10 protein-coding genes are annotated in these 13,648 nt (G+C 39.4%); 7 read left to right on the top strand and 3 right to left on the bottom strand.

Annotated features, from left to right (window positions below; all coding sequences use genetic code 11):
• The first annotated feature begins 27 nt into the window (after positions 1-27).
• The 4 genes from cpcG1 (at position 28) to cpcG4 (ending at position 3,954) form a co-directional block, all read left to right on the top strand.
• Entirely contained in the window at positions 28-867 is an 840-nt protein-coding gene (gene cpcG1 / locus AC5JMK_RS24270) for a phycobilisome rod-core linker protein CpcG1 (RefSeq protein WP_096677904.1), read from the top strand.
• A gap of 78 nt (positions 868-945) precedes the next feature.
• Positions 946-1,689 carry a phycobilisome rod-core linker protein CpcG2 gene (gene cpcG2, locus AC5JMK_RS24265; protein ID WP_096677903.1) on the top strand — a complete coding sequence of 248 codons (744 nt, stop codon included), beginning with the start codon at positions 946-948 and terminating at the stop codon, positions 1,687-1,689.
• Positions 1,690-1,904: 215 nt separating this feature from the next.
• Positions 1,905-2,639 (top strand): phycobilisome rod-core linker protein CpcG3, encoded by a 735-nt coding sequence (gene cpcG3, locus AC5JMK_RS24260; RefSeq protein ID WP_096677902.1) that lies wholly within the window; start codon positions 1,905-1,907, stop codon positions 2,637-2,639.
• A gap of 553 nt (positions 2,640-3,192) precedes the next feature.
• Positions 3,193-3,954, top strand: coding sequence for a phycobilisome rod-core linker protein CpcG4 (gene cpcG4 / locus AC5JMK_RS24255; protein WP_096677901.1), 762 nt, complete (start codon positions 3,193-3,195; stop codon positions 3,952-3,954).
• 149 nt (positions 3,955-4,103) lie between these two features.
• Here cpcG4 and AC5JMK_RS24250 read toward each other — a convergent pair whose 3' ends face one another.
• Positions 4,104-4,835, bottom strand: coding sequence for a 16S rRNA (uracil(1498)-N(3))-methyltransferase (locus AC5JMK_RS24250; protein ID WP_096677900.1), 732 nt, complete (start codon positions 4,833-4,835; stop codon positions 4,104-4,106).
• A gap of 64 nt (positions 4,836-4,899) precedes the next feature.
• Between AC5JMK_RS24250 and dacB the strand changes: the two genes are divergently transcribed.
• Positions 4,900-6,363: a D-alanyl-D-alanine carboxypeptidase/D-alanyl-D-alanine endopeptidase gene (dacB, locus tag AC5JMK_RS24245; protein WP_096677899.1), complete on the top strand. Its 1,464-nt coding sequence runs from the start codon at positions 4,900-4,902 to the stop codon at positions 6,361-6,363.
• A gap of 683 nt (positions 6,364-7,046) precedes the next feature.
• Positions 7,047-7,895: a caspase family protein gene (locus tag AC5JMK_RS24240; RefSeq protein WP_495911207.1), complete on the top strand. Its 849-nt coding sequence runs from the start codon at positions 7,047-7,049 to the stop codon at positions 7,893-7,895.
• A 726-nt stretch (positions 7,896-8,621) separates the two neighbouring features.
• Here AC5JMK_RS24240 and AC5JMK_RS24235 read toward each other — a convergent pair.
• Positions 8,622-9,746 (bottom strand): site-2 protease family protein, encoded by a 1,125-nt coding sequence (locus tag AC5JMK_RS24235; RefSeq protein WP_096677896.1) that lies wholly within the window; start codon positions 9,744-9,746, stop codon positions 8,622-8,624.
• Positions 9,747-10,315: 569 nt separating this feature from the next.
• On the opposite strand from AC5JMK_RS24235, the gene AC5JMK_RS24230 reads away from it, so the two are divergent.
• Positions 10,316-10,516, top strand: a complete 201-nt coding sequence (locus AC5JMK_RS24230) for a hypothetical protein (RefSeq protein ID WP_096677895.1) — start codon at positions 10,316-10,318, stop codon at positions 10,514-10,516.
• A 508-nt stretch (positions 10,517-11,024) separates the two neighbouring features.
• Here AC5JMK_RS24230 and AC5JMK_RS24225 read toward each other — a convergent pair.
• Complete coding sequence (locus tag AC5JMK_RS24225; RefSeq protein ID WP_096677894.1) at positions 11,025-12,374, bottom strand: glutamate-cysteine ligase family protein; 1,350 nt, start codon at positions 12,372-12,374, stop codon at positions 11,025-11,027.
• Between the last annotated feature and the right edge of the window lie 1,274 nt (positions 12,375-13,648).

The following is a 13,648-nucleotide window of genomic DNA, read 5'->3' as shown; positions in this document are numbered from 1 at the left end:
TTCAACCTAAAAAAGGTAAAAGTAAAGATGGCGATACCATTACTTGAAGTTACTCCTACTACGCAAAATCAACGTGTCGAAGGCTACGAAGTACCTAACGAAGACACACCAACAATTTACCGTTTGGCAGACGCCATTTCCGATACAGACGTTGATGCGATTATTTGGGCAGCTTATCGGCAAATTTTCAGCGAACACCTTATTTTAGAGAACTATCGCCAACCCTTCCTAGAATCACAGTTACGCAATCGGACAATCAACGTCCGAGATTTCATCCGGGGATTGGGTAAATCCAGTGTTTATCGTGATGAAGTCGCAGAAACTAACTCTAACTACCGTTTAGTAGATATTAGCTTCAAGCGATTTTTGGGACGTGCTACCTACGGTAAAGATGAGCAAATTTCTTGGTCAATTGTGATTGCGACCAAAGGACTACATGGTTTTATCGATGCTCTTGTAGATTCTGATGAATACCGTGAGAACTTTGGCGATGACATTGTACCCTTCCAGCGTCGCCGCTTCAAAGACCGACCCTTTAACTTGGTCAATCCCCGCTACAACGATTACTGGCGCGGTCGTTTGATTGAGCAATATCTTGGAGGTCGTTCTTTTTATCAAGTTGTGCGTACAGGAGAATCAGCACAACGAGGAATTCGTCAAGCAATTCCAGCCAACTTCCTAGCTATGGCTGCCAGTGTTACACCAGGTGGATCAGAATATCAACGTTCGAGCGATCGCGCGAGAAATATTGCCTCTAGTGTACAAATTCCTGACACAACTCGTGAATCTAACACTCCGCCTCCAACTGTAAAACCCACACAAGTTGCTTTACCTTATCGTTATATTCCCGGTAACAAAACAACTTAATAGTCATTGGTCATTGGTCATTAGTTATAAACAAATAACAAATGACAAAAGACAAATAACAAAGGACAGATATTAACAATGTCAATACCTCTACTCGAATACAAACCTAGTTCTCAAAACCAGCGTGTTCCTGGTTACGAAGTACCAAACGAAGATACTCCAAGAATTTATCGCTTAGAAGATTCTCCCACTGAAAGCGAAATCAAAGAATTAATTTGGGCTGGTTACAGACAAATATTCAGCGAACACGAAAACCTCAAATTTCATCGCCAAAAACATTTAGAATCACAGTTGAAAAACCGCACAATTAATGTGCGCGACTTCATCCGTGGTTTAGCAAAATCAGAGGCATTTCGTCGCTTAGTTGTAGAGACAAATTCTAACTACCGAATCGTAGAAATTAGCCTCAAACGAATTTTAGGTCGTGCGTCTTACAATAAAAACGAAGAAATTGCTTGGTCAATTGTAATTGCGACAAAAGGTTTCAGTGGCTTTGTTGATGATTTGGTAGACTCTGAAGAGTATCAAACCAACTTTGGTGATAATACTATTCCCTACCAACGCCGTCGTTATAAAGACAGACCATTTAACTTAGTAACACCTCGTTACGGCGATTACTGGCGTGATAAACAAGAAACTGAACGCTATAAATGGGGTGATATTAATAACTTCTTGGATATGGCGAAGTCTATTGATATCAAAACAGTTTCTTACACACCAGTTAGCACTGCCAACATTACAATTCCAGATACCACACGGAACGAAAAACCGCAAGGTATTCCTGTTTCTATCAATCCTAGTGCAAGTTTTCCTGTGCGTTAAGCTAAAGTTAAAGTAGTTAGTGGTTAATAGATATTGGTTAACAACCAACAACAAATAATAAACAACTAACAACTAACAATACAAGAGTGGGTCTGCTAAATCCAAAATTAGTTCACACAGTTTAGAAGGTTTCAAAGTTTACTTAGTTGAAAGTTGTTCAGAAGTAAATTTAAAAACCTTCTAAAATGCCAAATTATGTAAAAGGTGGATAAAGTATGGCACTACCTCTACATGAATACAAACCTACTACTCAAAATCAAAGGGTTCGTAGTTTTGGAACGGCAGATTTAAATGACGATACTCCTTATCTCTATCGTCTTGAAAATGCGAACTCTAGTAGTGAGATTGAAGCACTAATTTGGGCAGCATACCGCCAAGTTTTTAACGAACAGGAAATTCTTCACTTTAACCGTCAGATTGCTCTGGAAACGCAACTAAAAAACCGTTCAATTACGGTGCGCGATTTTATTCGTGGTTTGGCAAAATCAGAGCGATTTTATCAGCTAATAGTTGCAGCTAACAACAACTATCGGCTGGTTGGAATGTGCTTCAAACGTTTGTTGGGTCGTAATCCCTACAATCGAGACGAAGAAATTGCTTGGTCTATTCAAATCGCTACTCGCGGTTGGGGAGGATTTGTAGACGCGTTGATTGATAGTCAAGAGTATGAACAAGCCTTTGGTGAGAATACTGTACCCTATCAACGTAAACGCATGTCTACAGATAGACCATTCAGTTTCACCCCGCGTTATGGTGCAGATTATCGCGACAAGACGAGCATGATTCAGAACGGTTGGGTACATCATAGCGAATGGTACGGATTTTTAAATCCATCGCCCTATCCTCAAAAAGTGGACTGGAGAGTAATATCAGCTGTAATAGTTGGATTATCCGGAGCGATCGCTTTGTTGGTTGTACTAAATTGGTTTGTAAATAGTTCTGCCTTATAAACCAAATGCGGGAAAATTAAGTCAACGACCCACGTCTAAAGACACCGGGCTAAAGCGCCTAAGACTTAAGACAACAGTTGACCAGACTAAGTACGAAGAAGTACTACGTTATTGGCAAGAGTTAAAGACCTACCAAGGGATGCGTAGCTAGTTCCTTGCTCTAGAACTGAAGGATTAAACAGATTTATTGGGTTAAGTCAGTGTCTTTCAGATAGTACCGACCAATAACATTGTCAAAGCTAACATTACCCCGTAAGGGAGGCTCTTAGAAGCAAAACCGTTATGCGTACGCTCTTTGCGAGATTTGAGATGGTAACTGTCAAGCACGAAAGTGCAATTGCATTAGTACACCAACTTAAGCAACTCCCGTGTAATGGTGCAAATATTCAATGCGGTTAAAACCGCACGAGTCGTTTTCCTGTGAGCGGCTCAAGTCTCTGAGTTTCCCACATACCGAAAGGTTTAATGAAAGAGGATTGTGCTAAACAAACCTCCTTCAATTTTCAAGAGCTAACTCTGTTTAATTTGTTGATAATAAAGGGGAAAATTGCAAATGGCACTGCCATTACTTGAATACAAACCCAGCAGTCAAAATCATCGGGTTAAAAGCTTTGGATCTGCTGACCAAAATGAAGATACTCCATATGTATATCGCCTAGAAGATGTTAGTTCTTTCACTGACATGGAAAACATAATTTGGGCTGCTTATCGTCAAGTATTTAGTGAACATGAGATTCTCAAGTTCAATCGCCAAAAGCACATCGAATCTCAGCTGAAAAATGGCTCACTGACGGTACGCGATTTCATTCGTGGTTTGGCAAAATCTGAGGCATTTTACCGCTTAGTTGTCTCGGTTAACAACAACTACCGTCTGGTGGACATCACCCTCAAGCGTTTGTTGGGTCGTTGTGCTTATAACAAAGAAGAAGAAATTGCTTGGTCAATTGTTATTGGTACCAAAGGTTTTAGTGGCTTCGTTGATGCTATTGTTGACAGCGATGAGTACACCGAGGCTTTTGGCGATAACACCATACCCTACCAACGCAAGCGTTTAGTAGATCGTCCTCACAACTTGGTAACTCCTCGCTACGGCGAAGACTTCCAAGAAAGTGCTGGTACTGTTGCTACTGACTGGCGCTTTACCTTGGATAAATTCTACAGCCGCAAATTCCAAGAACGGCGACTGGCAGAAGGTGATCCACGTAAGTTCACTGACATTGCAACTTCAATCAATGCTAAGGGTAACTACGCTCAAAGCATTCGTGCGTCTGACCTTGATTACATGAACTTAGTGCCAAATCGTAGTAGACGCTAAAATCCCTACTGCGATCGCTTAAAGTAAATACATCAATTTGATACTGGGTCTTATTTCCCTGTTAATGTAGTGCCAAACTTACAGCTTTTTTGTTAGTTAAGCATTACTTAAGACGGAAATAAGACCCATTGATATTTTGCTAGCACTAGTCAAAATTCATGAGCAGCCGCAATCAAAGATAAAGCTACAATTGGCGCAGTCACACATCTCAAAATACGCCTTCCTAAACAAACAGCTTGGAATCCAGCCCGAATAGCACTCTCAACTTCTGTGTCCGTCCATCCTCCTTCAGGACCAGTGGCAATTACAATTGTCTTTTGGGAACTCAAATCACTTGTGCCATCTTTTTGGTTTTGCAAGCAACTGAGTAAATGCGGATAATCGCCACGCGCTTCGCAGATATATTTCTGGTTACTGACAAAAGACAAACTACTAGTAAAAGATACTGGCTCTAGAATTGTAGGTACTGTGGTACGCTCTGATTGTTCAGCAGCTTCTTTCGCTATCCGTCGCCAGCGTTCTAATTTTTGGGGACTGGGATTTAGCAAAGTGCGATCGCTCACCACTGGGGCAAAACAAGTTACACCCAACTCAGTACAACACCGGACAACTTCATCAAATCCATTTCCTTTCGGCAAAGCAATGATCAGGGTTACAGCTACAGGTAGCTCGGTTTGTACGGTGAGTGATTGTAGAATTTTGGCTTCCGTATCTGCTAGTTGTGCCAACCACCATTTACCCATCCCATCCATAGCAATAAAGCGATCGCCCGACTGAAGACGCAATACACGACAAAGATAATGTTGTTGTTCAGTAGTTAGAGTGATGTGTTGATCATGGAATTGAAAAGAGGCGATCGTGACTCGTTGTAATTGTGCCATTGCGAAACAGACTTTTGCATCAAGTATAGTTTTTTAATAAATCAAAATTGCTCAAATTCAAAATATGTCTAAAAAATCCTCTTGTGTTTTTCTACTGTTGTTTTTTGGTATCCACATCAGTATCAACCAGCAACTCGCAAAAGCACAAATACTTACACCAACAAATCCTCCTCAAACAATTTGTCCAGCCCAGCTGAAAACCACTATCGATGCTGTCACCAATCGTCCCCTCTTTAGTCGAGTACGCTGGGGAATTTTAGTTCAAAATCTTGGCTCAAACCAAACACTCTACAGTCAAGATGCCGAGAAATATTTTACCCCTGCTTCTAACACCAAGATCCTAACTACCGCCGCCGCATTGCAACAACTAGGTGAAAATTATCGCTTTCGCACATCAATATATAGAGGTAGCAATAATTTTTTGTATGTTGTGGGTAGAGGAGATCCGAGTCTCACTGACACCCAATTAACAATACTGGCAAAGCAATTAAAACAAAAAGGTATTAACCAAATTCAACATTTAGTTGTAGACGATCGCTATATTCGTGGTGATCTTGTTCCTTCGAGCTGGCAATGGGAAGATATATACTCAGATTACGGCGCACCAGTCGGCAGTTTTATTCTTAATCAAAACACTTTTAACTTCAAGCTATTACCACAAACATTAGGTAAAACTGCACTCATCTCATGGACAGATGCAAACGAAGCCAGACAGTGGCGGGTAATTAATCAATCTGTGACAACTGCACAAAATCAACCAACCTCCATAAACGTTACCCGTGAATTATCTGGAAATGTATTGCGAATTCAAGGACAACTCGCAGCCAATTCTCAACCTTATTTAGTAACCTTACCAGTAGTTGACCCCAATTATTACTTTTTACGGCGCTTTCGCAGTGCATTAGCAGCAGAGAAAATCACCTTGGGGAAAACATCTGTAGGAATTAATACCAATAATCAACAGGAAGTAGCAGCCGTACAATCCCCGCCTTTATCACAATTGTTAATAGAGACGAATCAAAATAGTAATAATCTTTATGCTGAAGCATTATTGAGAGCATTAGCAATCAAAAAACCTGTGCTTCCCAATCAAACCACAGCAGATGCAGCATTAGAAGTTTTGAAAACAACTTTAACTCAAATGGGAGTCAATTCTACTGGTTATGCTTTAGTAGATGGTTCCGGTTTATCTCGTAAAAACTTAATTAGTCCAGAAGCATTGGTACAAACTTTGCAAGCAATAGAAAAATCACCACAAGCATCTGTCTTTCGTGCTTCCCTATCTGTAGCAGGTGTCAGTGGAACTTTAAAAAATCGTTTTCAGAATACACCAGCAGCAGAAATTGTTCAAGCGAAAACAGGAACTCTTACTGGCGCGATTTCTCTTTCTGGCTATATGAATTTACCAAAATACGGCCCTTTAGTTTTTAGTATTATCGTCAATCAAACTGAACAACCTGCCAGCATTGTACGCAAAGCAATGGATGAAATAGTCGTGTCGTTAGCACAATTGCAACGCTGTCAATGAGATTTTGGATTCGTAAATCAAGTTTTGCGACTCGTAAATCAAGTTTTGCGACTCGTAAATCAAGTTTTGCGACTCGTAAATCAAGTTTTGGATTCGTAAATCAAGTTTTTGAGTTTTAAATTAGCTTCACAAGTGATAAAACAGATTTTTAATTCAAAAATCCACTTTAAAGTTTGCAAATCTCTTATTTTCATCAAATTTCACTAAAATACCTTCCAATACTGATTCGAGAAGATGAATATATTGACATGTGAAGTACTCCGGCTTGCTTTGCTGAAGCCGGAGCTTCAATAAAACAACCATCATCGTTTCGCGTCTCATTCGCCGTCGCCTCCTTGTACAAGTACAGATTGGTCTTACACAGCGTCTCTGGTATTGCTACCTTTATCTCTTCATGGAGAGAACCCGCGCAGCCGCCCGCCTCCCGCAGGCAGTTTTATTACTTTCTCGTATACCTCTGTGTGGCTTCTTTTTACCGTAGGACGTAACCGATGCGTACCATTAAAACCTATAGAGACGTTGTACTGCAACGTTTCTACATGACAAAATTATGCTGAAAAATCCTTAACCGAAACGTATTGACTAAAGTCGTGACTACATACACTCGGAAATTAACGTATAAGTTAAGTATAAATAATAGTTTGACTTCATCACACAGGAAGCATAAGAAATAGGATAGCAAAATGGCGAAACTGGCATTGCTAATAGGAGTTAGCGAATACGAATCAAATGTATTACCTCCATTACCTGGTGTTGTGAAAGACATCGAAGCAATGCAGCGTGTTTTGGAACATCCAGAAATAGGCAAGTTTGATCAAGTCACACAACTCATTAACAAAGATGCCTCTACGATACATTATGAAATTGAACGGCTATTTACAGAAAACCGTTACAAAGATGACTTGGTGTTACTGTATTTATCTGGGCATGGATTTAGAGATGAAAACGGATATTTACACTATGTGAGCTGTAACACCAAAATCAATGAACACAAGCATGTGTTTACTGGCACTGCGGTAGCTGCTCGGTTTATTCAAGAACAGTGTATGAATCGCAGTCAATCTCAGCGCCAAGTAGTCATTCTCGACTGTTGCTTTAGTGGTGCATTTGCTGAAGGGATGAGTGCAAAAAATGTGGTGCGAATCATTAATATTGATATTGCTGCTCAATTGGGTGGTGAAGGTAGAGCAGTGTTAACCTCTTCGACAGCTACACAGGTTTCTTTTGAAGATCAAGGAGGTGGGGTTTATACTCAATATTTAATCGAAGGGATGGAAAAGGGAGCAGCTGACACTGATAACGATGGTGTGATTACAGTTGCAGAACTGCATGAGTATGCTAAACGCAAAGTGCAGGAAGCCAAACCTGCGATGAAACCAGAAATTTATGCAGTTCGCGAAGGATATACAATTCGTTTAGCTAACGCGCCAGTCGGTGATCCGAGATTAGAATACCGTAAGGAAGTTGAGAAATGTGTCAGGAAAGATGGTAGTTTCTCGGCAGTGGGACGTAGAATTCTAGATCGTAGGTAACTGATTGCAGACAAGGTGATCACCATAAAAAAATCCTCCTGCATTAACAGGAGGGAGCAATCTTACGCTAAGAATATCAGAATAGGTATTAGATACCTTGATAAAACATAGCGGATGCAAGTAAGGAAACTATAAGTATTTTCTCTAAATAAAAAATATCCCTTCTATCGATTTGGAAGGGATATTGTCCAGTCTTGCTTGTAACAAGCAAAACTAGGTCAAGGAATAAGTAAGATGTGATTCAAGCAACAAGTGAGGATGTCAAGTCAATAACATGATTTGATTATCCTTCATTAAGGTAGTGGATCAAAATAAGAAAGTTATAAGATTTTTATAAATTGTGGAAGGGCGCTAGTTGATACAGCAAGGATATTTTTAAGCTTGAAATATTTTGCAATATATTCTTAATCTTTATTAAAATATTTTCAGGGCTATGAATTAATTATAAAGGTCAGTAACCCAGCCCTAAAGGGACTGAGTTTCCCACATCCCGCGAAGTTTTATGAGTATGCGATCGCCAAACACTCAGTCTCACTTAGAGTAAAAATATCAGTTTTGAATTTTCCGAAATTCACAAAACAGGTTTGGTAGTTATATACAGCGCTTAACGATCTATAACTAACTCCTTATAACTAACCTATGGGCAATATAGCCCGACTCTTTATCAGCAAGAAACCCAGTCACGATGACTGGGTTTTTTGCTAATGTTAAAGGACAAAGAGAAAATTATGCAGGGTTTGTTTGCATTCTGTTTTGTAGCAAGTTGATGATTGCAGCTTTCTCTAAGATTCCGACTAGTACTCCATTTTCACGAATCACAGCTAGTGTAGATAATCTTTGTTGTTCGAGTCGCTGTATTACTTCTAGTAGAGGTTGGTCGGATTGGACGGTGCTAGACGCCTCGATTGGTTGTATGATTTCTCTGACTTGAGTTACTGACCACAATCCCACAGGAACAGATCGCAGATTATCAACATTGATTGTTCCTAGTAATTGTCCGTCGTCATCTGTAACTAAGAAGCGACGCCAGTTTTGTCCTTTGAAGAACCGTTCATCGACAAATTCTCTGAGGGTAAGATGAGCAGATACAATTGGACTATCGAAAGTGACTGCATCTGCGGCTGTTAATCCTGTTAGTTGTTCTTGCACTCTAGCAAATTGAGCAGCATTACCAGCATTTTGCAGTAAGAAGAAACCGATTAACAAGTTCCAGAAGTTAGCAAAACTACCAAATAATATTAGCGGTAGTAAACCAGAGGCGATCGCTATCCAACCAAAGATTTGTCCAACTCGGCTGGCAAAAACCATACCTTTGTAAGGATTACCCGTAATTTTCCATACAATAGCTTTCAGTATATTACCACCATCCAAAGGCAAGCCAGGAATGAGGTTAAATAGCGCTAATGCCAAATTTACAGTAGCAACTACAGCAAGAATCGCTGCTAGTGGTCCAGATACCGCAGTCCCAAAACCAATAGCTGTAAAGATACCGAATAGAACTAAGCTAACTAAAGGACCAGCGATCGCTACCCAAAAAGCTTCAGCCGGAGTTTTCGATTCTTTTTCTAAGCTTGCTAACCCACCAAATATAAATAATGTGATTGATTTGACATCAATTCCTTGACGAATGGCAACAAAGCTATGTCCCAGTTCATGAGCAACCACAGAGCTAAATAATAGTAGCGCTGTCATTAATCCTAGTAGCAAAGCTAACCCCCCGCCTAACTGGGGAAATTGTGCTGCTAGTCCACCGCTATAGCTCCAAGTTACTAAACCCAACACTAAAAACCAGGATGGATGGATGTAAAAGGGAATCCCAAAGAGGTTGCCAACGCGAATTGTGTTATTCATGCGCTTTACCTTTGATTTCAGCCACCAGAGGTTTTTATCCCTCTTTATGGTTCTATCGTAACGAAATATGAAGTAATTTTAATCTTGTTGATTGTAGTGGTGTCCGTCCTTGTTGGTGCGGTTTTGCGACTTCTGAAGAGAATAGTAAGTAGTCGCACAAAATTAAATTTATTCGTGGAGGTCAGGGAACTCTTAACAGGGAACGGGAAGTTGAAGAATGTGTAATTAATTTTGTTTAGGTACTTATTAGACAAAATCCCCGACAACTCTTGCGAAGTAGGGGATCTGGATTTTCGAGCAACTAAAACTACAAATATTTTGTAGTATTTACTTTAGTAAGTATTAAAAAGAGAAAAGATTTGTATTCGTATTTTATAAGTACACTATGAATTACTTTCATAAACTGAAATATAAACTATTAGCTAAACAAAATTTAAAATGAATTAGGTATTAAAATTTAATTTTCATAAGATTTGTATTTCTTCCAGACTACTACCTCTGTTCAGTTTATATACTGGTTTTATTCACCATCGTTTGTATGTTGTGCATATTGCACTAGGAGGCCCACAATGGTTCACACATACGAGGTCTTAGTTGATATTAAGGAATATAGCGACCAGATAAGTACTAGCTTTCAACACGGAACAGAACGTTACGAAATTGATGCAGAGTCAAGAGAAAAAGCGGATGGTATGGCATTTAAGCAGGCTAAGACTGACCATCCAAAAGGTACTGAATATGATGTTAGAGTAACCAGGTTACTCAGATAAAACAAAATTTGAATGGAACGCATTATTAATCGGAAGCAGCATAGTGGTATCTGCGCTGCCGTTAAAATAAAATCCTCTACATTCCGAAATCCAGGATATTTACCTTGTAATAGCTTTTAATAACACGACACGCTCGCTGTTATTTAGTGTAAATCTCCTAATTCCAAAACTCTATACTCAATCTCACGGGAGCATCCCAAATGTTCAAAAAACGCCTGCGATTGAAATCGCAGTCTCATAGTGAAACTCTGCTGAAGCAGACTGTTTGATTTTATGAAGTCGTCTTCAGACGACTTGCGCTATTAGCAAAGGGTTTAAACCCTTTGCTTTATGGTATTTTGAAAAAATTGGGATGCTCCCAATCTCACCACACTGTTACCACGGTGTGGTTTTATTTGTGAAATTAGTCTTAGCTTCCTGCCACTGCGTACTGGACACAACCGAGAACTGCTATAATTTCTAATTCAAAAACTTGATTTACTTCAAGATGATGAAGAATCCTTGCTAATTAACTGCAAGTAAAATCAGAAAGCGTCACCTCTGTATCCAGGGTTGCGAGGGGATGTTCACTATCTAGCCATGCAACTTGTGCTTCCAACTTGTCACAGCACTCACGCACAATTCGCAAACCTTCTTCTACGGAAAGTTGAGCAGTTGCAGGGCTAAATTCTTGCAATATCTCCGCTTCTATAGTTTGATAATTATCTAACTCGTTTCTCAGCTTTGTCAGATATTTAGCGCCTTCTCCACCATCTGCGATCGCAAACTGCAATACTGAATCGACGTAAGCTTTAACTTGAGGATGCTTGACTCCCTCAGTAGCAGCCGCATAAAGTAGGTCGCCGTTAAGATATTCAAAATCTGGAACCACAAGGCGATCGCGACTCAATTCAAAAGTATGTAATCCTTTTGCTGGTCTGACTGTCAATTGCTCATGTCTGACTCTGTGAGCAGCTTTTTCTAATAATGAAATTACGGCTAAAATTACCGATGGATAGTTACTATCTATACATCTTATTTCTACTGTTCCTAATCTGTTCAGCCGCACTGGGTTCCAGGCTGATCGAAGTAAGCTTCCTCCTGCTTCCAAAAACTTGTGACGCTCAACTCCTGCTTTGTCCATCACTTCTAGCCAAGCATAATAGCGAGAAAATTGCTGTTCTACTAAGCTCTCAACACAATCAGCATAGGGCATTAATCCCCCCACTGCCTGTAAATGGGTGTAAACTCCTTCCCAGCCAAAGGTTTCACTTCCTCGGTAACGGATTGTATGGGAAGCTAGTCCAATCGCCATTCCTTCATAAAAAGGACAGGCGCGTACCAAAGATATCAACGCCGAGTCCAAAGCTGTAGCGAGGTTGTAGATATTTAATAGTTCTTCTCGCGCTGTGGCTGTGGAGTTGTAAGATACGGCAACACGAGGATCAATCACACCAGGTGGTACTTCTAAATGCAGATGTGTCCCTGTACATTTGCCAGCGTGTAAGAATCTTTCGTAACCAACAGTCCGGGCTTGGATGTGGTAGTTGGGCTTGTCTCGCATCACTGGCATAATGTGTAAAGGATAGCTAGACAGAGGATAAAGCCGCAAACCCATCTGTCGCCCTACTGCGATCGCCAATTTTAAATTGTTGAGATATTCTTTTGCTAGTTCTGTGCCAGTGTAAGCTGGAGGCGTGTTGATTTCCACCATGCATTTGACGAATTCTGGCACAAAATACCCAGGATTGCAATCTTGAGCTTCTGCCATCAAATGACAACCTTGCAAAAATTCATCTGCGCGATCGCTGATCACGCCCTCTTCGTCTACTAAGAAAAACTCTTGCTCAAGACCAATGCGACGTTCTGTTACATTCATTTTTCAACCGCTTTAGCCTCTACGCATAAATAATACCATTTTGGGTATTGCGTTTCACCAAGGGATATCTCTGCTGGCAGCTTTTCAAGACGAAGACTAGTACTGTGTCAAGTTTAAATTGATGGATAAGAAAGTTCGTAGTAAGGACTTAAGTCCTTATTTTTTAAGCACGCCATTGCTTACTACTTCACTCTCAAAATCAAGGCGATTTCACAACTCCTACACTAATTATTCTTAGTTATATAAAAAAGAGAAATTATGATTTAAACTATAAAAATAAATCATAATTTCTCTTGTGATTTATATGTCTTTTAGATAAGATACTATCGAATTTAATTAAATAATTGCCATTCTGCCAAAACAAATCTTTGAGTCAAATATATTTGTAATTACATAGTTGAAATACTAAAAAATAGATGAGGGCTATAAGTCATGAAGGGTCATACCACTCATCCTAATATTAGCTAAATATTTAAAAAATCAGAGAATTATCTAAAAAATATAAAATTAATAAATATCTGTTTGAATGTTTATATATATAACCATAAATAATGTTCAAGAGGCTACACATTTCTGGTAAAATCGGCAATTCTCTGTTACCTTAAAGCGTTTCAATAGTTTTTTTATAAGTAGAAAAACTTGCCAATCTGGCAACCAAGCTCTGATTTATTCAGTTAAATTGGATTCAAGATAAACGACTTCAAGGGTGTTGTTATCAGGGTGTACCACAATAAAATATTTTTTATGTGGTATACCTCTACCGAATATTTTATAGGCAAAAATACAATATATCTACATATGATATATAAAATTATTGCCTAATAAAATTAAACTTGTTTAGTTATGTACAAATGTGATGATAGAGTTGATTTTCAGGATTCATTTAGTTGGTTACAAATAACTTGTTCAATAACCAACAACTAAAAATATTCATCAGATTTGGCATTTACTGCACCAGGAAATTAAATATGTATTGGCGTTGTTGTTCCATACTTAGCCCCCTAAACAAATAACAACGCTTGTATATATTCCTGTTCTCTTCAGTGGTAAATGTCTGGGTGGGAGTCGAAAGCGACTGGTATGCTGACTCCCACTCTTTTTTTATGGGTTTTAGTTCAATACGGTTGGTGTTAAGCCCACAATCCTTTGTAGAGACGTAAATTTACAGTCTCTACAGATCAATTTTTGTACCAAAAATTCTTCACATCAAACGTATTGGCTGTCCGTTCGCTTATTTTGCCATTGCGATAGGTAATTATGTCTTACATAGCTTA

Source organism: Pelatocladus sp., from assembly GCF_059505505.1.
The sequence above is the reverse complement of the archived record's forward strand: the minus strand, read 5'-3'. Positions and strand labels throughout refer to the sequence as shown.